The following is a 25770-nucleotide window of genomic DNA, read 5'->3' on the forward strand; positions in this document are numbered from 1 at the left end:
TTTTCATTGCTATTCCTTCACATTGATATGGATGCTGCCTAAATCCGCTTGAAGATCCAGGTCGTTTTCCGCCCCTGTGTCAAAGGTCAAACCACCCTGTTCTTCCCCATTCATATAGATTTCCCCCATCTCACAGTGGACATCATAGTTGTATTCATTCTTTCCCAAGGTGGTGGTAACATGGATGCTGCCCATCTCAGCATCAATTCCCGTACGGCCTCGAAGGGTACCCTCGACAACCACAGAACCATTATCCGCTTCAATCTGTAGTCCATCCGATTCCAGGCCCTGAATATCCACTTCTCCCATGCTGCAGGAAATCTCAGACTGCCGCAGCAGGCTGTTACGGATACTCAGACTGCCCAAATCTCCTTGAAAGTTCATTTGATTGGCAGTGATACCGCTCAATTGCGCTTCTCCAAGTTCGCACTGAATTTCCAGCGAGCCCACCGTACCGTTTGATATATTCAAGGAACCACTATCATGGTGAATTGTTAATTTCTCGGCCTCTATGTTTTCATAAACGCCATATCCAAGATCGAGGGAAAAGTCCGCTGTCTTCGCCTTTATATCCTTTACCGTCAGCTCACCCAAGCTGTTTTCTACCTGCACCGTATTAAACTGGGTTCCCTCTGGATAATAAATTGCAAGATAGGTCTTCTGCCGGTTCATCCATCCAAACAGGTCTAGGTTAAAGTGGATTCCCCCATTCGACCCTTGGGTCACATGAAGCGCGCCGTCTTTCACTTCACAGGATAGCTCTCCATCAGAACGGTTGAGCTGATACTCCACACCGTAATGGTCGGAGGGCACAAGACGGATCTCACTCACCCCTGCGTCAACATAAAGTGATTCAAAGGACTCCAGCACTTTTTGATCCTGAATCGTTTCTTCTTTTCCCATATCCATTACTTTTGTTTCGGCAACCTGAATTCCGTTGCCACCAATTACCACACCTGTACTGGCCCCGGCCACAATGGAAATTCCCATGGTAACAACTCCAACAGCGGACAGAATCCCGCCGATAATCAACAGATATTTAGAACTCTTTTTCATTGTACCTCCCCCTTTCTCGTCAGTCTACGGAACATTCTTACAACCCCATGCCAACTGATCACCATCAAACGCTTAACCGGGACAAAGAGGAGCAGTCCAATACCCGCGGCCAGAAGCCCTTCCCCCAGAACCATAAAGCCTGTGGGAATATTGATCAGCATTACGGCAATACCACCCAGGAAATAGATGACACCTCCTGCCATAAGGGATACCGGAATTATAAAAATCGCAAACAAAACCGCGGCAAACGCTATCAAAAGGATAAGGATAATGGGGCACAGGATGATACCGAGGATAATTTTTACAGCTAACGGCATCCCTTTCTTTTTGGGATACATCATCGGTGCTTCCGCGCCATTCTTGTAATAATAATCGGCGACAATCTCCGCTCCCAACTTTTCTGGCGATCCTAATTCCTCCAATACCTTTTGTTCATTTTCAATGCCAGCATCTGCAAAATAATCCCGGTAATAGGCCAGCGCATTCTCTCTTTCCCCTGGCGGCAGCTGCCGAAGCTGTACATCCAGCCTTCTCAAAAAATCACTTGCACTCATGATTGATTCCTCCACTCAAAACAAGATCTACTTTTTCCTTATACTCGCTCCAGTCCCGCATATATTGTTCAAGGCGCTGTTTTCCCTCTTCGGTAATCCGATAGTACCGCCGGTTGCGGCCCTGACAGGGCTGATCATATGTGGTCAGGCAGTTGTCCTTTTGCAGCCGCCGCAGCACCGGATACAAGGTGGATTCCGATATCTCGATGATGCTGCGGATATTTTGGGTCAAAATATATCCGTAGGTATCCCCTCGGGCCAGTACTGCCAACACACACGCCTCTAGAAGGGAAGCCCCCAACTGAAACGCCATGTCCTCACCTCTATTCTTATATCACTTTCTATATTATATTTAATATAATATAATTTGTCAATCTATATTATATTAAGCTATAAAAAAGCCCGGGATCATAGGATCCCGGGCTTTTTTATAGCTCTTCTGATGTATTAACTGTGGAAACGGTGAACTTATTCCGATCCCCCCGATATCTGGCAATAGAGTATTCCACCGGCCGGTCATAACAGTTATAGCCTGTCGTTCGAAACTGCAAAACCGCATGTCCTCGTTTGATCCGAAGGTGACGGGATTCAAAGGGCCCCGCGTTAATAGCTTCTATGGTTCTTTTGGCACGAACTACCTCTGTCTGAGGGTCAAGACTGGTAAACTCTGTCAAGGACCGCACCGACATGTCCATCTTCAGGATCGGAGCGCACAATTCATAAGGCAGATAGGTATCCACAATGACAATGGGATCCGATCCTGCGTAGCGGAGACGGGACAGCTTGATGACCTTATCATCCTCGGTAATCTCCAACGCCTTCATAATGGAGTCTGTTGGATTTATCACCTCAAATTCCAACACTTCGGTTTTAGGTTCCAAACCGGCACGAGCCATTTGGGAACGGAAGTTATCCAGCTTATAAACAAATTCCTGGGAAATCTTCGGCTTGGATACAAATGTTCCCTTACTTTTAAGCCGGCAGAGATATCCTTCATTGACAAGTTCCAAAATCGCTTGCCGCACTGTGGAACGGCTGACCTTATACATTTGGGAAAACTCAACTTCAGTGGGGATCAGATCTCCCGTCTGCAAATTTCCGGATAAAATTTCGCTGAGGATGATTTCCTTGATCTGAAAATACAAAGGAACCGGACTTGTTTTGTCAATATGGTGCTTCACAAAGTCGATCAAACCAATTCCTCCCTTTCATCAAAAAAAACATACAGATATATCAAATCACTTCCATACATATCATACAACTATTGTAAAAACTCAGTGGATTTGCGACTTTTTTATTATAACACTTGTATATTTTTACTGTCAATTTTTCTTCCGCTACTCTATAAAAAATCCCGACATATACGTCGGGATTTTACAATGATTTACAATGCAAAAATTAAAAAATACTGTTGAGGAATTCCCTGGTTCTTGCTTCCCGGGGATTGCCAAAAATCTGCTCCGGCGTGCCACTTTCCAATATCTCACCATTGTGCATAAAGAGGACCTGATTGGAAACCTCCCGTGCAAACGCCATCTCATGGGTCACAATAATCATGGTCATGTGCTCCTGGGCCAATTGTTTCATTACCGCCAGAACCTCGCCTGTCAGCTCCGGGTCTAGGGCGGAAGTGGGTTCGTCAAACAGGATGATTTCGGGTTTCATCATCAAAGAACGGGCGATCTCTACCCGCTGCTTCTGACCGCCAGAAAGATTAGAGGGATAAGCATCGATTTTGTCCGCCAGTCCCACCTTGGTCAACAAATTAATACACTGTTCCAATGCCTCTTCTTTTGGCATTTTCTTTACTGTCATCGCTGGCATCAATAAGTTCTGCTTAACCGTCATATGCGGGAACAGATTGAAAGATTGGAACACCATCCCCATCTTCCGGGTGATCTGCTTCACCTGCGCTGAGGGTGCATAATGTCCATCGCGGATCATATCCTCCCCATCTACAGTGACTGTACCACCATCAATCTGTTCCAGGTTAATAAGACAACGGAGAATTGTACTCTTTCCCGAACCGCTGGAACCAATAATGGAAACTACGTCACCCTTATCCACATTAAAACTAATATTCTTTAGGACTTCTAACTTGCCAAAAGACTTTTTCAGTCCCTGTATCTCAATTAACGCCATGACATCTGTTCCTTTCTTCCACAAGCCTATTTAAAACTGAATTTTTTCTCCACCTTTTTGAAGAAAAAGGTGAGCAGCATTACCATCACCAGATAAATAATCGCCGCTAGAATAAATGGAATCGTTGTCATATCCCGGCTTACCGCAAGCTTTGCGTAGTGAAGCACTTCGGGTACAGAAACCGCGTATAACAGAGATGTATCCTTCACCAAGGTAATGGATTCGTTGGCAATAGAAGGCAGGGCCACCCGGATCATCTGGGGGATAATCACCTTCATGGTGGTCTGCACCTTGCTCAGGCCCAGCACCTTACATGCCTCATACTGGCCTTTGTCAATCGCTAAAAGGCCTCCGCGATAAATCTCTGCAAAATAGGCCGCATAATTGAGGACAAATCCGATACAGGCGGCTGTAAAACGGCCAAATTTCAAATATTCGCCAATCACTGGTAGAATGGGGAGTCCAAAATAAATAAAGAATAGCTGAAGCAACAATGGTGTTCCCCGCATTAGCGTAATGTAGGCATTACCAATCCATCGAAGCACACGGAACCGGCTGCGCACCATTCCTGTAAACACAAAGCCTAGAGGCATCGCCAAAATTATAACGATAAAAAAGAGCAATATCGTTGTCTGCGCACCGAGCAAAAGTGGTTGCGTCAGTGTCCATATGTATTGCAAATCCAAAATATTCCCTCCTGCAAAGGCGTCCGTACCGCCGCTGTTTTTCTGCTATTCGTTCTAAAATGATACCATGTTATCAAACGAAAGCCACTGGGAATATCATACCATAAAAGATAAAAAAACAAAACCGGTTTTGTAAAAAAACCGGTTTTGTTTTCACACTTTGTCACTTTTATAGTCGATGGGGTTATTTGAGGACAATATCCTTTCCAAACCATTTCTCAGAGATTTCAGCTGCGGTACCTTCGGCAACAACCTCATCAAAGGCCTCCTGAACCTGCTGTGCAAATTCAGTATTATCTTTTTTAAAGCCGATAGCGTATTCCTCTTCCTGCAGAGACTCTTCAATAATGGTGAAGTTTTCCGGTTCCATCTCTACATAATAACGTGCAACGACTTCATCGATAATAACCGCATCAATTCTGCCGATCTTCAGATCATTCAGGGCAGAGACATAGTCGGCCATGGAAACAACCTCAGCTACCTCATCTTTAATGGGGTCATTGTTCAGTGCCAGCTCACCAGAAGAATCTGTCTGAACTGCAACAATCTTTCCTGCCAAATCTGCTTTTGTCGCAATGGGAGAATCCTTCGCAACAACAATCAGCTGGTTGTTTGCCATGTAGGGACGGAGGAGCAGCATATTTTCTTCTCTTTCCTCAGTTACTGTCATTCCATTCCAAATGCAATCAATGTTGCCGTTGTTGAGCTCCATCTCCTTGGCAGCCCAATCGATAGGCTGTAGCTTCAATTCCAGGCCCAATTTTTTGGCAACCTCTTTTGCCATGTCGATATCGAATCCGACAATTTCGTTATCTTCGCTCATAAATCCCATAGGCGGGAAGGAAACGTCCAAACCCACAATGAATTCTGTCTTTTCACCGTTCTGAGCGCCAGATTCGCTTTGGGACTGTGAACTGCTATCAGATTGGGAATCCCCTGCTGTAGAGCTTTCCCCCTGCGAGGCGCATCCGGCAAATACGGTAATGCACATAAGCATCGCTAACAAAAACACACCAATTTTTTTCATATTCTTTTCCCCTTCCTGCTCAGATGTCATCCTCCAAGCACGTGACTTATTATATACTTTATCGTGCTAAAATGCTACCTTGGCAATTTGAAAATATTCCTCAAATATTAAAAATACCGCTTAGTTTCTCTTTTTTTCACTGTTTTACTCAGTATTTCTTTTTTTACCTCCTATAAATAAAAAGGGACGCTCAAGCGTCCCTTTTTATGCAAAACAGCTTATTTTAGAAGTAATTGGCCGGATTCATATAGCGTCCGTTAATACGGATCTCGAAGTGCAGGTGTCGGCCATAGGCGTTACCAGTCTGGCCAACCTGACCAATCACCTGGCCTTGGCTTACCTGCTGTCCCGCTGTAACATAAAGGGCATTACAATGGGCATACAGCGTATAGACACCATTGCCATGATCGATCAGAATATGCCGTCCATAGCCTGTCGTCTGATTTCTCGCGTAGACAACCGTTCCTGCCATACTCGCATAAACTGGTCCATTGCCGGTTCCTGCGATATCAATAGCATAATGGCCTGCATAGCCGCCGTAACCACAGCTAATATAACCACCATTGGCTGGCCACAAAAATCCGCTAGCCGAGGCGGAACCAGAGCTGGAACTAAAGTTATTGCTGTTACTGTAGGAGGTCAAATTGCTGGCGCTGCCCACAATGACCTCTTGGGTCACAGGTTCCTCAATAGTTGTGGATTCAATAACCTCTCGGTCGACCTCAACTCCATCTACGTAGGTAACATTGGCAGTAACTTCAGCAGTACCGTTTTCACCCGCCGTTTTCACCTCGGAATAGCCTCGATAGTAGCGGTTGTCCTCGGTTTCCTCTGTCTGATAAGGAATCTCTTCCATATAGGTTTCAGTACGTGTTACCTGTACCCCAAGGAAAGGCTCCGATTTAGAAATGAGCACCTCCTGGCCGATCAGAAGAGATTCTTCAATGCCAGGATTCAGCGCTGTCAACTCTGTCAGGGATAGATCATTTTTCTCCGCAATGCCCCACGGATCGTCACCTTCCACTACCTCGTAGACCTTTTCTCCTTCTACATCGGAGGTAATGACCGTTTCGATATTCTTTAGATCAACAATGCTAGATTCAGGATACAACCCATCCTTTGTCTCGACATCGCGAATAAAGTCGACTTCCTCATTTTCCGCACCCGTCCTATACTGGGCTAACATGCCGTCAAGGAGATTTTCCAATTCCGCGCCCTTTTGGGTCGCTCCCATAAATTTCCCATCAACATAAAGCCCGGTAGCCTGATTAATGACGCTTCCAGAGGCGGCGATAATATTGTCGCACATTTTATCTACCGACAACACCTGCGTCGGTTCCACTACTTCTAATGTAAATTTAGGCGTCGTATTGATGGGGTCTTGATCTTCCTCATACACAATACGGCCCTGCATCATTTTTTCCGCCTGATCAAAGGAATCCTCGTTTTCAATATACCCCATTTCCATTCCCTGATATTCTACGTTGAGTGCGTAATCAAGGTTGGAAAAATAGGAAATTGTATAAACGAGCAGAAATGCCGCGCAAATTGGCGCCGCGTAATTCAAGAAGCCTTTGATGATGCGCATGTTGGCCCGCGCACCGCAGAAGAATACATAGAAGAACTCGCCAACAGCCCCTAAAAAGCCTTTCTGCCGATAGGCACCGGATACTTGGTTCTTAATGAGAACGCAGGAAGAACCCAGCTTTTTAAAGGGGAAGGTAAAATTCCTCCATATCCGTCTCCAGCCGATCCGAAAACGGTCTTTAAAACCGGCAAAAAAGTCTCGGTTAGCGTGGACAGCACGGAAAAATCCCTCGCGGTATTTGCTCTTCAGTTTTCTCAGAAAACGGAAAAACTGACAGCCAACAACATAAGACAGTTTATAAAAATACTGAAAAAGTGTCGAAAAAAATGCAGATAATATCGAAGCTGTCTTCTTTTCTGTTACGCTTTTTCTGTCGCGTACAGTTTTTTTCTTCTCTGTACAACCACAGTTTCTGCGTATCACAAACATCGCTCCTTTCTTATTTGCTACGAAGCCTGCACCTTCGTTTGAGCAGTTCTGAGAACTCCTCATTTCATCCACTCATCTGTGAACGATCATATTTTATTATACATAAATTCGTAAGAATTGCAAGGATTTTAGCCATTTTGAAACCTTTTGTACAACATTATTCATATAATTAATAAAAATTACAGAAATATTTTCATACATATTTTATATAAAATATGTATTATATTTTAATAACATCTTATGTCTGGATTCATTTTTCGGTTTATTTTTTGTCAAAAATATAACAAAATTCACTAATCCTAAGCGATTCCTACTATCTCTTCCATCACATTGTTCTCACCAGCCTTATGGAGATTTAGCCGCAATTCATTGGGCCTTATTAACCATACCACGGTCATGTGACAATTTTGTGACGGTTCCCAGAAAATACCGAAGCAAGAATGATTGTTATGTATCCTAACAATAACAGGACCCTTACCTGTTTCGGCAAGGGCCCTGCGGTTGACTATTTATGTGTTATAAAACTTTGGAAAGAAAATCGCGCAGACGGGGATGTTGAGGATTGGCAAAAAACGCTTCTGGTTCCTGCTGCTCCAAAATGAGGCCACCATCCATAAATAGCACCCTGGTTCCCACCTCACGAGCAAAGCCCATTTCATGGGTGACAACCACCATGGTCATCCCTTCCTGTGCCAGCTCTTTCATTAATTCCAGTACCTCTCCTACCATTTCCGGGTCCAAAGCAGAGGTGGGTTCATCAAACAGCATGACGTCGGGATTCATAGCCAAAGAACGGACAATAGCAATACGCTGCTTCTGTCCGCCGGATAGTTGAGGAGGATAAGCATCCGCTTTATCGGACAAACCGATTCTCTCCAGCAATTTCAGCGCTGCTTCTTTTGCTTCTTCTGGTTTTTGCAGCCCCAGTTTGATAGGCGCCAAAGTAATATTCTCCGCTACCGTCAAATGAGGGAACAGGTTGAAATGCTGAAACACCATTCCCATTTTCTGACGCAGTTTGTTAATATCACATTTGGGATCAGTAATCTCCTGTTCCTCAAACCAAATCTGCCCCTTTGTCGGCCTTTCTAGAAGATTTAGGCAGCGCAAAAAAGTACTTTTACCAGAACCAGAGGGCCCTACGATGACAACTTTTTCGCCCTTTTCAATCTCTTCATTAATACCTTTGAGTACAAGATTGGTGCCGAATGCCTTCTCCAATCCTTTAACGCTGATCATTCTTCGCCATCCTCCTCTCAAAGTGCCTCAGTACACGGGTCATACCAATGACCAAAATTAAATAAACAATGGCCGTGGCATACAGGGGGGCATTGTTATAGGTTCGTCCACGGATCAAATTCGCCGCCGATGTAATATCCATCAGGGCAATATATCCAGCAATAGAGGTTTCCTTCAGCAAAGCTATGAATTCATTGCCCAACGCTGGGAGGATATTCTTGATTGCCTGTGGCAGTACAATATACCGCATGGTCATACTCTGAGTAAGGCCCAAAGAACGACCAGCCTCTGTTTGACCCCGATCCACCGCCAGAATACCAGAGCGGATAATCTCTGCCACATAGGCGCCGGAATTGATACCAAAAGTAAGAATCGCCACCGGAATTGCCTCGGTAATAAAGGCAAAGATGGAAAAATACATGATCAGCAACTGTACCACAATCGGTGTGCCTCTGATCACTGTCAAATACAGGTCGCAGATAAAATTAAGCCAGCCCAATTTTTTATTTTGGGCGGCGGCTACCTTCGCAATAGCTACCAGCAAGCCGATTGCCACACCAATCAAGGTCGCAAATACAGCAATTACCAATGTATTTCCTAACCCCTGCAATAACAGTTGCCAGCGATTTTCTTCAATCAGCCCTTCATATAGATAATCCCCTATGGAGGCAAAAAATTCTAGCATGGCGTCCTCCTCAACTCATTCTTGTCATTTCACCTAATCCATAATAAAACAACCGAACGGCAGCGGGCACAAATTCCCGCTGCCGTTGATTTTTTACAAGTAAGAGCAGCTATTTATGCGGCTGCACCCATATGATTGAGCACATACTCATCAATTTTGCCCTCATCCATCAACCGCTGCAAGGTAGCATTGATGGCTTCCAGAAGGGTGTCATTGCCTTTCTGTACCGCAATGGCATATTTTTCCTCAGTCAAAGGCTCAGCAATCAGCTCAAGATCGTCATTTTGCGCTACGATAGACTCCGCTGGAAGCTGATCGATGATTACACCGTCGATTCTACCGTTTTTCAGGTCGTTAGCCGCTTCCAACGCAGTCTTATATTTCTTGACCTGATCTTCTGCCATGCCGTTGTCATCCACACAGAAGAATTCGCCAGTTGTGCCAGCCTGTACGCCAATAGTCAGATCAGGAATCTGATCCGCAGTGATCCCACTATCCTTCTGGATAATCAAATACTGGGAAGACGTTACATATTCAATGGAAAAGTCCACCTTCTCCTGGCGATCGGGTTTGATGGTGATACCCGCTGCGCCGAAAGAACCTTTTCCAGATTTTACTGCATCAATAATGCCGTCAAAATCCATATTGACAACTTCCAGCTCAACACCCAGATCTTTGGCAATTTCGTTGGCAATATCTACATCAACGCCAACAAACTCATTATTGTCCACATACTCAAAGGGCGGGAAAGCAGCGTTAGTCAACATAACCAGCTTACCGTCCTTTTGGATTTGCTCCACAGTTGGTGTTTTTTTACATCCCGCCAGCGACAATACCATAAGAACTGCCAAAGCCAGCGCAAGAATTCTCTTCATAAAATACCCCTCCAAAATGTTACAAAAAACAATAAATTATTTGATGCTTAATATTATACAATCCCTGTAGAAAAAATCAAGGGGTTCATGCAAATAAATTCAGAAAAACTTCGATTTTATACATCATTATTGCATAAATATTCTTTTAGCAGCAAATTCATCATATCTTCTTCCAACGGCGCTGTCACCTCGACCCAATTCCGCAAAAATGGCTGAAAAAACCTCATCCAACCACAGTGGAGCGCTTGCCTTCCGATGTCATCCCGTTCTCCTCCATAAAGATCATCTCCGGCTAACGGATGGCCTAAATAAGCCATGTGCACCCGAATTTGGTGGGTCCTCCCGGTCTCCAATTCACAAGAAATGAAACTATATTTATTATTTTTGCATAAACACTCATAGTGGGTGCAGGCAGCACGTCCATCCAGCCGTACCGCTCGACGCACCTTGCTCCCTTGCTCCATACCAATAGGGGCATTAATAATGCCTCTTTTCCCTTCCAAAGCTCCTGAGACAATGGCCATATACCTTTTTTGTACCTGACGGGGATCTAGAGAAGCGGCCAGTACATGTTTTGCGCAGAGGACCAAACCAGAGGTATCCTTGTCCAGACGGTTAATGGGATGAAAGACCGGAGTAAAACCCAGCCTTTTTTCCATAATATGAGCCCACACATTGCCTAAAGTTGCCTCCTGATGTTGGTGAGCCGGATGAACCGGCATGTGGGCAGGTTTATTAAAGATAAGGAAATCCTCATCCTCATATATGATGGGGACGGGTAGAGTACATTGGGCCAGCACCGTCTCCTCCCGAGGAAGCTGAAGGCGAAGAATGCTCCCCTCCTTCACCCGATCAATGACCCGAGCAGGCTTGCCGTCTAGCTGAATTCCATTCTCTGTATTTTTCAGCATTTTTATGACAGTGGAGGATATATGAAATTGCGAGCGAAGCAGATCATAAATCTTCTTTCCATATTGTTCCTTTGTCATCTTCCATTCCACAGTTTTCACATTCCCACCTCCAAAAAAAGCCGGCGGAAAACGGCTGTTTTCCGCCGGCTTTTTGCCTTAATCTATTTATTTGACTTCTACAATCCAATTGTAGCGATCCGGAATTCTACCCCACTGAATGCCAGTTAATTCATCGTAAAGTTTTTGAGAAATCTCACCAATTTCATTGTTGTTAATATCCATGACAAGATCTCCCCATTTAATATGGCCAATGGGAGAAATAACCGCCGCTGTGCCAGTGCCGAAAGCCTCATTCAGTTTTCCAGCTTTGTAGGCATCAGCAACCTCTTGGATAGAAAGACGGCGTTCAGTTACCTTATAGCCCATATCCTTCAGCATCTCAATGCAGGATTTTCTGGTAATTCCCGGCAGAATAGAACCTACCAACGCAGGAGTAATAACCTCTCCATCAATGACAAAGAAGACATTCATGGAGCCAACTTCTTCAATATATTTTTTCTCCACTCCATCCAGCCAAAGCACCTGAGAATAATTCTGGTCATTTGCCTCAACCTGAGCTTTGAGAGAAGCAGCGTAATTGCCTCCTGTCTTCGCCATACCTGTACCGCCCCGGACTGCTCGGACATAATTGTTCTCTACATACAGTTTTACCGGATTCAGTCCCTCTTTATAGTAAGGACCAGAGGGCGACAGGATGATAACAAATAGATATCTATTTGCAGTGCGGACACCCAAGTGAGCGTCTGTTGCAATGATAAAGGGACGAATATACAAAGATGTATCCTTAATATGAGGAATCCAGTCTTTTTCGATTTTTAAAAGTTCGATGAGAGCCTTAAGGGCAAATTCCTCGTCAATTTGAGGAATGCACAAACGCTCATTCGAACGATTGAGCCGAGCAAAATTTTCCTGCGGTCTAAACAACAAAATTCTGCCATCCTCAGCCCGGTATGCTTTCATACCCTCAAAAACTTCCTGGCTATAATGTAGCGCCATTGCGGCTGGATCCAGCGGCAATGGGCCATAGGGGACGATGCGGGCATCATGCCAACCCTGTCCCTCATCGTAGTCCATCAAAAACATGTGGTCTGTAAAGATATTTCCAAAGCCCAATTTGGTCTCATCCTGAGGCTTCGGCTTGAGATTTTTCGACAATTCGATTCTCAAGTTTTCCATGTCCGTTTCCTTCTTTCTTCTATTTTACCCAGATTGCGGGTATTTTTACTCTGTACCGTTTTAAGTATACCAATCCCGTTGGCAGAAAGCAAGGGGATCCTCCACAAATGCACGGAATCCCCAGCAAAATGCCGGGGACCCCATCATTATGAAAAGCGAATCACATTAATAAGCGACGCCCTGTGCCATCATGGCATCTGCCACTTTGATAAAGCCGGCAATATTGGCACCCATGACCAAGTTGCCTTCTGCACCATACTCTTTGGATGCATCATAGGCGTTGTGGAAAATATTGACCATGATGTCATGCAGCTTGGCATCCACTTCTTCGGAGGTCCAGCTGTAACGCATGGAGTTCTGGCACATCTCTAAGCCGCTGGTGGCAACGCCGCCGGCATTGGCAGCCTTGGCCGGCCCAAAGAGAACGCCGTTTTTCTGGAAGACTTCCACTGCCTCTGGAGTAGAGGGCATGTTCGCGCCTTCGGCAACTGCCATGACACCGTTGTTGACCAGCATCTGTGCCTCTTCGCCATTGATCTCATTCTGGGTTGCGCAGGGCAGAGCCACGTCGCATTTGATGCTCCAAATACCACGGCAGCCTTCGGTGTAGGTGGAACCAGGTACGCGTTTTGCATACTCGCTGATTCTTCCACGCTCTACCTCTTTGATCTGCTTAACAACATCCAGCTGAATGCCGTTGGGATCGTAAACATAACCGGAGGAATCAGAAAGGGCAACAACCTTTGCGCCATACTCCTGTGCCTTTTCGGTAGCGTAAATAGCCACGTTACCAGAACCGGAGACGACAACAGTTTTATCTTTCAAGGTTTCATTCTTCATGCACTGGAGCATTTCCTTGGTGAAGTAGAGAAGTCCATAGCCGGTGGCCTGGGTACGGATCAGAGAACCGCCATAGGAAAGGCCCTTGCCGGTGAGAACGCCTACAAACTCATTGCGCAGACGTTTGTACTGACCGTACAGGAAGCCGATTTCCCGTGCGCCAACGCCGATATCACCAGCCGGCACATCGGTGTCTGCACCAATGTGTTTGGAAAGCTCGGTCATAAAGCTCTGGCAGAAACGCATGATCTCGCCGTCGGATTTGCCCTTGGGATCGAAATCAGAACCGCCCTTGCCGCCGCCCATGGGAAGGCCGGTGAGGGAATTCTTAAAGATCTGCTCAAAGCCCAGGAATTTGATGATGGAGGCGCATACAGAGGGATGGAAACGCAGTCCACCTTTGTACGGGCCGATCGCGGAGTTAAACTGGACGCGGAAACCACGGTTAACCTGAACCTTACCGCTGTCGTCAACCCAGGATACACGGAACTGGATAAATCTCTCCGGCTCCACAATACGATCGATCACGCCGGATTTTACGATGTCAGGGCGTTTTTCTACCACTGGCTCGAAAGATTCCAGAACTTCCTTGACAGCCTGCAAAAATTCGGGCTCGCCGCTGTTTCTTTTGCATACTGTTTCGTATACGTTATTGAGGTACTCACTTTTAAACGCCATAGCTTAGCTCCCCTTTATCAAATTTGGTTATTATTATAACTACTTTAACGCGATAATGCAAGAATTTTTTGCAACTTTTTTTTAAATTCATGCAGATTCTCAGGATTAATCCTCAATTTTTGCGAAGAATGTAAAGTTTTACACAATTTATATGCAAGATTAAATTTTTTCGTTTCACCTTACTCTGTGATTTCATAAAAATGAATCAAAATTCAAACGCAGCTTTCCGAGAAAACTTGTATAATTTCCCGCCGTATGTTATCATATCATCCATGAGCAGGCAAGACAACGGCGGGAACAGTGCCGTAAGGCCGTTTCCGAGGAAAGTCCGAGCTCCAAAGGGCGGGATAGCTGCTAACGGCAGCCGGAGGCGACTCTAGGGAAAGTGCAACAGAGAGATACCGCCAAAGCGTGGTTTTCCCCGCTGGCAAGGGTGGAAAGGCGAGGTAAGAGCTCACCAGCGTCCAGGAGACTGGACGGCTATGTAAACCCTATCCGGAGCAACACCACAGGGAGGGCATCAAGCGCCGGCCCGGCGTGTCCTCGAGAAGGTGGCTGGAGCCTTATGGCGACGTAAGGCCTAGATAGATCGTTGTCAAATACAGAACTCGGCTTATATGCTTGGTCATGCTACAAAACAAAAAGGCGTCCGCTTAAGCGGACGCCTTTTTGTTTTGGGAGATGTAAACACAATGCTGTATAGTAATTAGCCGATGTCAATTTTCCGGCTTTCAGGCTTTTGCTCTGCCAGCTTGGGCAGCGTCAGTTCCAAAATGCCGTTGTTATAGGCGGCCTTGATATTTGCCGCATCAATGGTGGAGACATCGAAACTTCTGACAAAGGAACCGTAGCTGCGCTCCCGGCGGATGTAATTGTCCTTCTTGTCTTCCTTGCTGGCTTCGTGTTTGGCGCTGATGGTCAATGTATCGCCATTGATATCGATGTCAATATCTTTTTTATCAAAGCCTGGCAATTCGGCTTCCAAGAGATAACGGTCCCCTTTGTCCATAATATCGGTACGGAATGCGGAGATCTGATCTCCCATTTCACCGAAGAAGTCCTTTCCCCAGTCACCAAAGAAATTCATCATATCATTTCTTCTGCGTTCAAACGGTAACAGATCAAACATAAGTCATACCTCCATTTATATCATTTGGTTCTTTTATGATTTTGTCTTTCGGATGTCCTTCATCCTTTTGACAATTGTCATTATAGGCCCCACCTGTTACAAAACAACACATAAAATAAGAACAAACCTTTAATTTTATCACTCATATAAATAGAGTGCTAAAATTTGCAAAAATCAGCAAAACAAAAAGAAATCCAGAGGAAGACCAACGTCTTCCTCTGGATTCAAATCTGCTTTTTCATGTGAATGTGAGGACAATATTCTTCATAGTACTCATCCCCATATGCTATGTAGCCGCACTTTTCATAAAAGCCACGAGCCTGCTGTTGAGCGCCGATCAGCGCTTGCTTTCCACCCAAGGAAACCGCCTTTTTCTCCAGCTCCTCCATGAGGATCCGGCCTAGGCCTTGTCCCCGCCATGGCTTGCGTACAGCAATGCGGCCAAATTTATAGCTGTTTTCTTCCCAAGGGAGCATCCTCGCTGTGGCGACTGGCTGGTTTTCCTCGTCATAGATGACAAGATGCAGCGCTTTCACTTCCATATCGTCATATTCATCCTGAAATTTCTGCTCCTTGACAAAGACCTCATCCCGAATCATCTTTGCATCTTCCGGCAGATGGAGGTCCTCATACCATTTGGCTTTGAACATCCTGTCACATCCTTGCTCTATTTTGTCCTTTTTTATTATAGCAAATCTTCTTTAGATTGCCCAGACAAAATGTAGGATAGACATGGTCACCACTCCAGGCAGCCCTAAAAGGGCTGTCACCAGACAGGTAAATAGATTGATTCCGATGGCAATACCGGTGTATCCTGTAGTCAGATGAATCGCTGCGAGACCCAAAAATCCACAAAGGGCATGGGTAAAATAGGCGGAAACCGGGTTTTTTCTTCTGGCATACAAGGCTACCAGCATCCCTGCGGACAAAAAAATGGCGGCGATGAGGACGATTTCACTTATCCCATGAGCTATACACCCCTTCCAATTGAATTCCATGTTGGGCGGGGTCCCAGGTGATACCCTTGCGTTTGGCTTCCTTGATCAAATAGCGATATCGAGCGGCCAGAGCTTTGTTTTCATAGATACAAGCCTCCAGCAGGTCTTCGTCCTGTTCCTGATTAAAGCGCTGTTCCGCGCGATCAATCATTTCCAGCACGGCCTTGATATCCTCAATAATGCGGTTGGTTTCTTCTGCTCTGGGCGTGGATATTCCTTTGCTCCATGGCATGATTTTTGATCGGAGAATACCTTCCATGATACAAGCCCACCCTTCAATTTCATTGTATGTGGGTAGCCTTGGCTGATATGCAAAAATTATACAGGATCACTGTAAAAAACTTCCTAACAACAAAAGGCTCCGAACCCAGTTCGGAGCCTTTGCTTATACAAATTCAAAATCAATTTTTCCCGCTGAAACATCGGCTCCCAGCACCTTGACCGTAACTGTATCTCCAATACGGTATCTTCTGGGGGACATCATATCCTTATATTCCATCCGCCCATCATACTGGAAGGTTTCGCCCAGGGTCTGAGCCCGCACCAGGCCCTCCACAGTATTGGGCAGCATGACATAGATGCCGAAATTGGTGGTGGAGGAAACAACGCCCTCCAACTCTTCCCCTAGGTGGCGGAGGATGTATTCCGCCTTATAGCAGTCCTCACAGTCTCGCTCGATGGTCATAGCGATGAGTTCCCGCTCACTGGATTGATTGGCGGTAGGACCTGCCACCTTGCCAAAGCGCTTTTGCAGCTTTTCCTCACTGGAACCTGCCAAATATGCCGACATAACCCGATGGATAAACAGGTCCGGATAACGGCGGATAGGTGAGGTAAAGTGTGCATAGTTTTGAAGCACCAGGCCAAAATGCCCGATATTCTTTTCACTGTATTTTGCCTTGGACATGGTGCGCAGCATCTGGCTGTTCACAATCATTTGGTACTTGGTTCCCCGGACACCCTCCAGCACCTGAGCCAGACGGGTCGGAGAAACGCCAGGCTGGATGTCCCGCTTACTCTGTCCGATGGCAGCAAGCAACTCCGCGAGATTCTGGAGCTTGTCGGGAGAAGGCGGTTCATGAACCCGGAAGCAGAAGGGAAGGCGCTTTTCCAGCGCAAAGGTGGCTGCTGACTCGTTGGCCAGGAGCATCATCTCTTCAATTATATTCTCACTGCGCCCAGTCCCTCGGGGCTTGATTTCCTTGACATTCCGGTTTTCATCCAAAATAATCTTGGATTCACTGGTCTCCAGATCCATGGCCCCTCTTTCCCGCTTCTTTTTCAACCGGAGGCTGCACAATTCATCAATCAGATGGATGGAGTCCATAACGGCACTGTATTTTTCCAGAATTTCCGGGGTTGCCTCTCCTGCCAGGATGGCGTTGATCTCGCTGTATACCCCCTTGACTCTGGAACGGATCAGTGTCTTTTTAAAATCAAAACTGACGAGATTCCCCTGGGTATCCAAATTCATAAAGCAAGAGAATGCCAGCCGGTCCTCCTCCTCGTTGAGGGAGCAAATCCCATTAGAAAGGGCCTTGGGCAGCATGGGGATCACCTGATCAGCGTAGTAGATGGAGGTGCCCCGGGCATAGGCTTCGTTATCCAGGGGGCTTTGAGGATGAACATAATAGCTTACATCCGCAATATGGACCCCCAGTTCCCAGCCATCCTTTGTCTTTTGGATGGAGACTGCATCGTCCAGATCCTTGCTGTCCGCCGAGTCGATGGTAAAAATGATCTCGTCGCGCAGATCCAATCGGCTGGCCCGCTCTTTGGGGTGGATTCCAGCGTCGTTCAACCGCTGCGCCGCCTCAGATACCACAGCCGGGAATTCTATGCTAATCTCATTTAACCGGATCAGGGATTTTGCACAGTTGTCCGCTTTCAGGGAAGATCCAAAGACCTCTATGACCTTAGCTCTGTGATTATAGTGGCGGGAGCCCCTAGAGACAATTTCACAGAGGACCTTGTCCCCTGCTTTGTATCGGCTGGATTTTCCCGATACCAGCCGCACTGGAAACCCCAGCATCTTATCCGGCACCACCTCAAGAAAGTCCTGGTTCTGTGAGACAACACCGGTAAAACGGCAGGCTGCTGCTTTGGCAATGGATACTACCTCACCTTCCCCCAAAGAACCCTCTTTCCGAGAAGGATAGGTCCTTAGCAGCACCACATCTCCCGGCAAGGAACCCATGAGAGCCCGACCGGGAACAAACAGGTCACCGTCCGCACCCACAGGGCGGGCAAAGCCGTAGGTACTGTTGACCCTCACCACCTGCGCAGGCGTCAGTCCCACTTCCCTTGGAAGGACAAACCCTTTCCGTTTATAATATAGCTCCCCAGCCTCTACCAACTGGGTCAGTTCATGCTCAAATGCCTTTTCCCCTGTCTTGGGCACCTTGAGTTTTCTTGTGAGTTCTTCCACACTCACAGGATTTCGCTTTCCCTTGGCCACAATGCCAAGGATTTTTTCACCATATCCGGGTTGATCTATATTTTTCACCATATTTCCTCCACACCGGTCTCTCCGGCTTTGTCACGCGTCAATCTCTGTCTTCATTCTAGCCTATTACCTTTGAAAAGGCTATCATTTTCTTATGCTCAACACCAGTTTTCCCAAAATTTTACCCATTCATTATAAATTCTATAGAAAGACAGAGACGTAAAAAAACCCTGCGGATTTCGCAGGGTTTTTAACAGATCGTCTTCTACATGAAAACGGCGATTGCATTTACTGCAATGGTCACGATAACAAAAATAATCGCTACCACTCTTGTAATGCGTCTGAGCATAGCGTCATAGGTACGGCTGTTGTTCTTGCCAAGGTAAGAATCTGTCGCACCTGTCATCGCGTTCATTCCACTGGAATTACTCTCCTGGAGCAATACAACGATAATCAAAATAATGCTGGTAAGAATGAGCAGTATGCCACCGGCTATCTCAAGAGGTCCCATTGTATCACCTCCAAACCCCAATGCTACCGAAAGCTAACTTGTAATATAATAGCATAATTCTCTTTACTTTGCAAGAGAAAAACTCACTTTTTGATATTTTATCTGGGAGTCCTCCCATTTTTTACTTGACTAAAAAGCACGAGGAGACACATACTATTACTGGCCTTACACATCATCCACTGCGTTTGCACGATATGTAAAGCTATCATCGGGCGGATCCGGTTATGCCGGACCGTCCGATTTTTTTGTTAGAAGGTCAACTGCTCTCCCAAATCCTCTGCCTTTGGCAGTGCACCGGCAGCTGGGTAGTTCTTTGCCCGGTAGCGGTGGGGGCTTGTGAGCATATCGTCCTTGTATTCTACCGCTTGCTCCACAAAAGCATTTTTCCGCAGTGTCATCACCTGAACGCCTTGGGTGCTCTTGGTTGTCTTGACGGGAATCAGCGCAGTATTCACAAGAAGCATTCGCTGGCTGGACGCCTTGAGCAAGAGTTCGCAGTCCGCTTTGACATAGAAAACCGCCACAAGAGGCGACTTGTCACTGTATGCAGTTGTCAATTTTTTCCGGCGGGTTTTTGTTTCATAGGCGGAGAGGGGCACCTTGGCCGCCTTGCCGTTTTGGAAAACAAAAACCAAGTATCCGCTGTAATCGGTGGTGACGATCATGGCCGCCACACTCTCTCCCTCGTCCATTCCCAGACGAGCAGGGATATATTCACCCAGGACACTGGCTTTTTGGTCATCAAACTCACAGGCTCTGGTCTTGTAAACTTGCTGACGATCCGTAAAGAAGAGAAGCTCAGCCGTGTTCGTGCTCTCCACAGAAGTGCTGATAGCGTCGCCCTCTTTGAGCTTCTGTTCGCCACCCATCCGCAGGGAAAGGGGGGTGATTTTCTTAAAATATCCCTCCTGGGTCAGGAAAAGGTTGACTGCATAGTCGGGAATTTCCTCCTCCACCTCGGTTTCCTCTGCTTCATCCACATAGATAATCATGGTCTTTCGAGGCTGAGCGTATTTTTTCTTGACCGCTTTCAGCTCCTCAATGATGACCGCCTTGATTTTTTTCTTATCCGCTAGGATCTCTTCTGTGCGCTTAATATCCGCTTTAAGATCCTCTACCTCCGCGGTCCGCTTGAGAATATATTCCCGGTTGAGGTGGCGCAGCTTAATTTCCGCCACAAATTCAGCCTGTACCTCGTCGATACCAAAGCCGATCATCAGGTTGGGAACAACTTCTTCCTCTTCCTCGGTTTCCCGGACAATCCTCACCGCCTTGTCAATATCGAGGAGGATCTTGGATAACCCCAAAAGCAGGTGGAGTTTATCCTGTTTCTTTTTGAGATCAAAGTAAAGCCTGCGCTTCACACATTCCAGCCGGAAGGCCACCCATTCTTCAATGAGTTCATAAACCCCCATGACCTTCGGTGTGCCGCCGATGAGCACATTAAAGTTAGCGGAAAAACTGTCTTCCAGGGGGGTCATCCGGAAAAGTTTCTGCATCAGCTTTTCCGCATCTACCCCTCGTTTCAGGTCGATGGTGATTTTCAGTCCCGACAGGTCCGTCTCGTCCCGCATGTCTGAGATCTCTCTGATCTTACCGGATTTGATCAGATCCACTACCTTGTCCATAATAGCCTCTACCGTGGTCGTAGGGGGAATCTCGGTAATTTCAATCCGGTTGCCGGACTTATCATAGGTATACCGGGCCCGTACCTTTATGGAGCCACGGCCGGTACGGTACATCCGTTCCAGTTCCTTCTCATCATAGCGCATGAACCCGCCGCCGGGAAAATCTGGTCCCTTCAGGGTTTCAAACAGGTCATGCTCTGGATTTTTCATCAGGGCAATGGTGCTGTCGCAAACCTCCCCCAGGTTAAAGGGACAGATGGCGCTGGCCATTCCCACGGCGATACCCACGTTGGAGTTGACCAAAATGGAGGGAAAGGTAACCGGCAGAAGGGAGGGTTCCTTCATGGTGTTGTCGTAATTGTCTACCAGATCTACGGTATCCTTGTCAATATCAGCAAAAAGCTCGGCCGCAATTGGAGCCAGCTTGACCTCCGTATAGCGGGAGGCGGCATAAGCCATATCCCTCGAATATGCCTTGCCAAAGTTTCCTTTCGAATCAATATAAGGATGCAGCAGGGCTTCACATCCCCGGGTCATCCGGACCATAGTTTCATAAATGGCCTGATCGCCATGGGGATTGAGCTTCATGGTTTGCCCTACTACATTGGCAGATTTGGTTCTCGCTCCGTTTAATAACCCCATTTTATACATTGTATATAAAAGCTTCCGATGAGAGGGTTTAAACCCATCAATTTCCGGAATGGCGCGGGAGAGTATGACGCTCATGGCGTAGGGCATATAGTTTTTTTCCAGGGTGTCGGTAATGGACTGTTCCACCACTACCCCTGCATTTTCCAGGTGAGCCTTAGCGTTTGTCTTCGGCCTCTGGGGCATCTTTTTTTTTGGAGACATGTTGTTCCTCCGTCCGATGAAATTAAGAGACGTCCGCAGCGTCTAAATAGAGATAGCCATACTGGGAGATAAAGTCCTTTCTTCCCGCTAGGTTTTCTCCCAGCAGCAGGTCGAACATCTCGCTGGTGGCCTTGGCGTCATCGGGACTGACCTTGATGAGCCTTCTGGTCTCCGGATTCATGGTGGTCAGCCACATCATATCCGGCTCGTTTTCACCCAGCCCCTTAGAGCGCTGGATGGTGTACTTATTCTTCCCGATTTTCTCTAGGATCGACGCTTTTTCCGCCTCAGTATAGGCAAAATAAGTTTCCCCCTTGGAATTGATCTCATACAGCGGAGATTCCGCAATGAAAACATAGCCCTGCTCAATGAGGGTGGGGGTCAAGGTATAGAGCATGGTGAGAATCAGGGTCCGGATTTGGAAACCATCCACATCGGCATCGGTGCAGATGACAATTTTGCTCCATCGGAGCCCTTCCAGGTCAAAGGAAGAGAGGTCTTTATTGGCCTTGCTCTTGACCTCGACCCCACAGCCCAGCACCTTGATAATATCGGTGATAATGTCATTTTTAAAGATCTTATCATACTCTGCTTTCAGGCAGTTGAGGATCTTTCCCCGCACCGGGATAATAGCCTGAAACTCGGCATCCCGCCCTAATTTACAAGCGCCCAAGGCGGAGTCTCCCTCCACGATGTAGATCTCCCGGCGGGAGGTATCTCTGGTGCGGCAGTCGACGAATTTCTGGACCCGGTTTGCCAGGTCAATGGTTCCCGCCAGCTTCTTTTTGATGTTGAGCCTTGTCTTTTCCGCATTCTCGCGGCTGCGCTTGTTGATCAGCACCTGTTCAGCAATCTTTGCCGCATCATCCGGATTCTCAATAAAGTAAATTTCCAGCTGGCGCTTGAGAAACTCGGTCATGCAGTCATAGATAAATTTATTGGTGATGGCCTTCTTGGTCTGATTTTCGTAGGAGGTCTGGGTGGAGAAGGAGGAAGAAACCAGAATCAGGCATTCCTCCACATCCACAAAGGAGATTTTCCCCTCGTTTTTTAGGTACTTACCGCTCTGTTTGAGATAGGCATCAATTTGACTGACAAAGGCCTGCTTTACCGCCCGCTCCGGCGAACCGCCATGTTCCAAGTGGCTGGAATTGTGGTAATATTCGATCAGCTTGGTGCGGTTGGAAAAGCAGCAGGCCACCTGCAATTTTACCTTGTATTCCGGTTTGTCCTCCCGGTCCCGGCCCTTTCTCTCCCCAGTCCAATACTGAACCGGCGTCAGGAAATTTTCGCCGGCAATCTCTTTGACATAGTCCACAATGCCTTCTTCATAAAGGAATTCCTGTTCGTCAAAGCCCTTGTCTGTCTGTACCCGCAGCACAAAACGAAGTCCGGCGTTGACCACTGCTTGACGCTTGAGTATTTCGGTGTAGTATTCATCCGGCACATCAATGTCGGTAAAAACGTCCAGATCCGGCTTCCATTTGATTCTGGTACCCGTCCGCTTTTTCTTTACCTCTTGTTTCTGTAGTCCTCCGACATTTTCGCCTCTTTCAAAATGCAGATTATATTGATATCCATCTCGGAAAATTTCCACATCCATATATTCCGACGCATACTGGGTCGCGCAGAGGCCCAGTCCATTGAGTCCCAGAGAGAATTCGTAACTTTCCCCTTCATTGGTCCTGTACTTTCCCCCTGCGTAGAGTTCGCAGAACACCAGCTCCCAGTTATATTTCTTCTCATTGTTGTTATAGTCCACCGGAATGCCTCGGCCAAAGTCCTCCACTTCCACCGAGTGATCCAGGTACTTGGTGATGACGATCTTATCTCCATAGCCTTCTCTCGCCTCGTCAATGGCGTTAGAAAGGATCTCGAAGATGGAATGCTCACAGCCTTCAATACCATCGGAGCCAAAAATAACGGCAGGACGCTTACGCACCCGGTCGGCGCCTTTGAGAGCCTGGATGCTGTCGTTGCCGTACTCTGCTGTTTTTCTTGCCATGAATTTTAACCTCCCCGCCCCGGCAGCTTCCGGAGCAGCTTTCGCTTCTATCACTTGAAAGGATACCCACTTTTATCACAAATACTTTTTACTTGTTTCAATGGTTCTTTTTTCATATCCTCACACAATTTATTTTTCATTGTAACCCAAAGTTTTCCATCCGTCAAATTCGCCGGTTACCCAGCAATACAAAGGTTGTGGAAAGCACAAACAAAAACCGGCTGTTTTCACAAACATCCGGTTTTTTGTTTCTTATTCCATCGGTTAAATGATGGGGGGCTCTTCTTCGGGCCGCTGTCCCAAAACCTCACCTGCATCAGCGCCCTCTTGGAAGGTGTCTCCGCCGTTTTCCTTCTTGGGCGCGCCGTTGGTGGTGAAATACTGCTCTGGGTCGCCCTCAATAGCACCAAACTGAGGATCCTCCATCAGCTTTTTAAACTCAAGGCCTTCAATTTTCTCATGTTCAAAGAGATAGACTGCCACTTTATGGAGCTTATCCATATGAGTAGAGAGAATGTCCTTGGTGTTTTCATAGGCAGTATCGATAATCTCCCGGATCTCCGAGTCGATTTCCGCCGCCACATTCTCCGAGTAATCCCGGTTGTGGGCAATATCCATTCCCAGGAATACCTCGCCCTGGTCCTGGCCATAGACGATAGGCCCTAGCTTCTCACTGAAGCCGTAGCGGGTCACCATGCTCCGAGCAATGCTGGTGGCTCGCTCAATATCGTTGGAGGCGCCGGTGGAGATATCTTCCAGCACCAGTTTTTCCGCTACTCGTCCACCCAGCAGGGTCACAATCTGCTCCATCATTTCCTTTTTGCCTACATAACTCTTATCCTCAGAAGGCAGGCTCATGGTGTAGCCGCCAGCCATTCCTCGGGGAATAATGGAAATCTGATGAACAGGGTCCTGGGTAGGACAATAGTAGGTACAGACGGCGTGACCCGCCTCGTGGTAAGAGGTGAGTTTCTTATCTTTGTCTGTAACCTTATGAGAGCGCTTTTCAGGGCCTGCCACCACCTTGATGGTCGCTTCCTCGATCTGCTCCATAGTGATGGCCTTGAGGTTCTTTCTCGCTGCCAGAAGCGCCGCCTCGTTAACCAGGTTCTCTAAATCCGCACCGGTGAAACCCGCTGTGGACTTGGCAATGACAGATAAATCCACATCCGGTCCAATGGGTTTATTGCGGGTATGCACCTTGAGGATATCCTCCCGCCCTTTGACGTCAGGGTACCCTACCACGATCTGCCGGTCAAAACGGCCAGGCCGCATGAGCGCAGGGTCCAGAATATCCCGGCGGTTGGTGGCTGCAATAACAATGACGCCGGTATTCATCCCGAAGCCATCCATCTCCACCAGCAACTGGTTGAGGGTCTGCTCCCTTTCATCGTGGCCGCCGCCCAGGCCTGCACCTCTGTGCCGACCCACCGCGTCGATCTCGTCAATAAATACAATGCTGGGAGCGTTCTTTTTCGCGTTTTCAAACAAGTCCCTAACACGGGAAGCACCTACACCTACAAACATCTCCACAAAGTCAGAGCCGGAGATGGAGAAGAAAGGTACGCCAGCCTCTCCGGCCACTGCCCGAGCCAGCAGGGTTTTACCTGTTCCCGGAGGTCCCATAAGCAGTACACCTTTGGGGATACGGGCACCCAGTTCGTTAAACTTGCGGGGATTTTTGAGAAATTCCACGATTTCCTGCAGCTCTGCCTTTTCTTCCTCGGCTCCTGCCACATCGGCAAAGGTGGTCTTGGGACCATCCGGCGGCTGCTTGACCTTGGCTTTGGAAAAGGTATTCATCTTCCCTGTTCCGCCGCCGGCCTGGCGCATCATCATCACCCAGAAGATGACCAATGCTCCCACCAAAAGCAGGGAGGGCAGCATGGATAACCACCACGGAATTTCTGTGGCAGGTATCTGATCGAAGGTCATTTTCGCATCGGGATGCGCTTCGTTGTATGCTGCCACATGTTCTTTGATATCATCAAGGAACACGCCCACATTGGCAACTTTATAAATGATAGGGCTCTCCTGCCCTGCCACTTTGAGCGTTAGTTCCCCTGTACCAAAGTCAAGGGTATAGTCCGTTACCTGTTGTGTCTCAAAGAGATTGAGCACCTCACTATATCTCATTTGAGAAGTGGGTCTCATGGTATAGAGTACGGACATTGCTAAAATCAGCAAAACCAGTAAGGCAATATACAGCCCTATATTTCTGGGTTTTTTGGTTGCCAAATAGCGTCACTCCTTTT

At 47.1% G+C, this 25770-nt stretch carries 23 protein-coding genes and 1 other RNA gene; 1 reads left to right on the forward strand and 23 read right to left on the reverse strand.

Annotation, left to right across the window (positions count from 1 at the left end; translation table 11 throughout):
- Positions 1-9: 9 nt before the first annotated feature.
- From WGC32_RS07320 to gdhA, 14 genes are all read right to left on the reverse strand, one after another.
- Complete coding sequence (locus WGC32_RS07320) at positions 10-1056, reverse strand: DUF4097 family beta strand repeat-containing protein (protein WP_342681218.1); 1047 nt, start codon at positions 1054-1056, stop codon at positions 10-12.
- Positions 1053-1610, reverse strand: coding sequence for a DUF1700 domain-containing protein (locus WGC32_RS07325; RefSeq protein WP_342681219.1), 558 nt, complete (start codon positions 1608-1610; stop codon positions 1053-1055). The genes WGC32_RS07320 and WGC32_RS07325 overlap by 4 nt, the downstream gene beginning before the upstream one ends.
- Complete coding sequence (locus WGC32_RS07330) at positions 1597-1923, reverse strand: helix-turn-helix transcriptional regulator (protein ID WP_191483068.1); 327 nt, start codon at positions 1921-1923, stop codon at positions 1597-1599. Before WGC32_RS07330 ends, WGC32_RS07325 begins: the two co-directional genes overlap by 14 nt.
- 115 nt (positions 1924-2038) lie before the next feature.
- Entirely contained in the window at positions 2039-2803 is a 765-nt protein-coding gene (locus WGC32_RS07335) for a GntR family transcriptional regulator (RefSeq protein ID WP_224771635.1), read from the reverse strand.
- 205 nt (positions 2804-3008) lie between these two features.
- Complete coding sequence (locus tag WGC32_RS07340; RefSeq protein ID WP_342681220.1) at positions 3009-3752, reverse strand: amino acid ABC transporter ATP-binding protein; 744 nt, start codon at positions 3750-3752, stop codon at positions 3009-3011.
- A 26-nt stretch (positions 3753-3778) separates the two neighbouring features.
- Positions 3779-4438, reverse strand: a complete 660-nt coding sequence (locus tag WGC32_RS07345) for an amino acid ABC transporter permease (protein ID WP_342681221.1) — start codon at positions 4436-4438, stop codon at positions 3779-3781.
- 184 nt (positions 4439-4622) lie between these two features.
- Positions 4623-5465 (reverse strand): transporter substrate-binding domain-containing protein, encoded by an 843-nt coding sequence (locus WGC32_RS07350; protein ID WP_191483065.1) that lies wholly within the window; start codon positions 5463-5465, stop codon positions 4623-4625.
- Between the two features lie 223 nt (positions 5466-5688).
- A complete protein-coding gene (locus tag WGC32_RS07355; RefSeq protein WP_342681222.1) occupies positions 5689-7476 on the reverse strand; it encodes a peptidoglycan DD-metalloendopeptidase family protein in 1788 nt (595 codons plus the stop codon).
- A gap of 522 nt (positions 7477-7998) precedes the next feature.
- A complete protein-coding gene (locus WGC32_RS07360) occupies positions 7999-8721 on the reverse strand; it encodes an amino acid ABC transporter ATP-binding protein (RefSeq protein WP_342681223.1) in 723 nt (240 codons plus the stop codon).
- On the reverse strand, positions 8708-9406 hold the full coding sequence (locus WGC32_RS07365) for an amino acid ABC transporter permease (RefSeq protein ID WP_342681224.1): 699 nt from the start codon (positions 9404-9406) through the stop codon (positions 8708-8710). Before WGC32_RS07365 ends, WGC32_RS07360 begins: the two co-directional genes overlap by 14 nt.
- A 113-nt stretch (positions 9407-9519) precedes the next feature.
- The gene (locus tag WGC32_RS07370; RefSeq protein ID WP_342681225.1) at positions 9520-10281 is read right to left on the reverse strand and encodes a transporter substrate-binding domain-containing protein; all 762 of its coding nucleotides are present in this window, start codon (positions 10279-10281) and stop codon (positions 9520-9522) included.
- Between the two features lie 116 nt (positions 10282-10397).
- Positions 10398-11291 carry an RluA family pseudouridine synthase gene (locus WGC32_RS07375; RefSeq protein WP_342681226.1) on the reverse strand — a complete coding sequence of 298 codons (894 nt, stop codon included), beginning with the start codon at positions 11289-11291 and terminating at the stop codon, positions 10398-10400.
- Positions 11292-11357: 66 nt separating this feature from the next.
- On the reverse strand, positions 11358-12428 hold the full coding sequence (locus tag WGC32_RS07380) for a branched-chain amino acid aminotransferase (protein ID WP_191483059.1): 1071 nt from the start codon (positions 12426-12428) through the stop codon (positions 11358-11360).
- Positions 12429-12593: 165 nt separating this feature from the next.
- The gene (gene gdhA / locus WGC32_RS07385; protein WP_342681227.1) at positions 12594-13946 is read right to left on the reverse strand and encodes an NADP-specific glutamate dehydrogenase; all 1353 of its coding nucleotides are present in this window, start codon (positions 13944-13946) and stop codon (positions 12594-12596) included.
- Positions 13947-14219: 273 nt separating this feature from the next.
- Here gdhA and rnpB point away from each other — a divergent pair.
- An RNA gene (gene rnpB, locus WGC32_RS07390) (RNase P RNA component class A) lies at positions 14220-14578 on the forward strand.
- Positions 14579-14652: 74 nt separating this feature from the next.
- On the opposite strand, the gene WGC32_RS07395 is transcribed toward rnpB, so the two are convergent.
- The 9 genes from WGC32_RS07395 to ftsH all read right to left on the reverse strand — a co-directional run bounded on the left by WGC32_RS07395 (position 14653) and on the right by ftsH (position 25753).
- Positions 14653-15075 (reverse strand): Hsp20/alpha crystallin family protein, encoded by a 423-nt coding sequence (locus tag WGC32_RS07395; RefSeq protein ID WP_342681228.1) that lies wholly within the window; start codon positions 15073-15075, stop codon positions 14653-14655.
- A 224-nt stretch (positions 15076-15299) separates the two neighbouring features.
- Positions 15300-15725 (reverse strand): GNAT family N-acetyltransferase, encoded by a 426-nt coding sequence (locus WGC32_RS07400; protein WP_342681229.1) that lies wholly within the window; start codon positions 15723-15725, stop codon positions 15300-15302.
- 51 nt (positions 15726-15776) lie between these two features.
- Positions 15777-16073, reverse strand: a complete 297-nt coding sequence (locus tag WGC32_RS07405) for a pro-sigmaK processing inhibitor BofA family protein (protein ID WP_342681230.1) — start codon at positions 16071-16073, stop codon at positions 15777-15779.
- Complete coding sequence (locus WGC32_RS07410) at positions 16030-16332, reverse strand: DUF2508 family protein (protein ID WP_191509725.1); 303 nt, start codon at positions 16330-16332, stop codon at positions 16030-16032. The genes WGC32_RS07405 and WGC32_RS07410 overlap by 44 nt, the downstream gene beginning before the upstream one ends.
- A 126-nt stretch (positions 16333-16458) precedes the next feature.
- Positions 16459-18579 carry a ribonuclease R gene (gene rnr, locus WGC32_RS07415; protein WP_342681231.1) on the reverse strand — a complete coding sequence of 707 codons (2121 nt, stop codon included), beginning with the start codon at positions 18577-18579 and terminating at the stop codon, positions 16459-16461.
- A 205-nt stretch (positions 18580-18784) separates the two neighbouring features.
- Positions 18785-19030, reverse strand: a complete 246-nt coding sequence (gene secG, locus WGC32_RS07420; RefSeq protein ID WP_191509727.1) for a preprotein translocase subunit SecG — start codon at positions 19028-19030, stop codon at positions 18785-18787.
- Between the two features lie 248 nt (positions 19031-19278).
- Positions 19279-21510, reverse strand: a complete 2232-nt coding sequence (locus tag WGC32_RS07425) for a DNA topoisomerase (ATP-hydrolyzing) subunit A (protein WP_342681232.1) — start codon at positions 21508-21510, stop codon at positions 19279-19281.
- A gap of 22 nt (positions 21511-21532) precedes the next feature.
- Positions 21533-23515: a DNA gyrase/topoisomerase IV subunit B gene (locus WGC32_RS07430; protein WP_342681233.1), complete on the reverse strand. Its 1983-nt coding sequence runs from the start codon at positions 23513-23515 to the stop codon at positions 21533-21535.
- Positions 23516-23779: 264 nt separating this feature from the next.
- Positions 23780-25753 carry an ATP-dependent zinc metalloprotease FtsH gene (ftsH, locus tag WGC32_RS07435; protein ID WP_342681234.1) on the reverse strand — a complete coding sequence of 658 codons (1974 nt, stop codon included), beginning with the start codon at positions 25751-25753 and terminating at the stop codon, positions 23780-23782.
- Positions 25754-25770 lie beyond the last annotated feature (17 nt).

It is taken from the genome of Zongyangia acetica, assembly GCF_038739695.1.
Taxonomy (GTDB): Bacteria; Bacillota; Clostridia; order Oscillospirales; family Ruminococcaceae; genus Zongyangia; species Zongyangia gallinarum.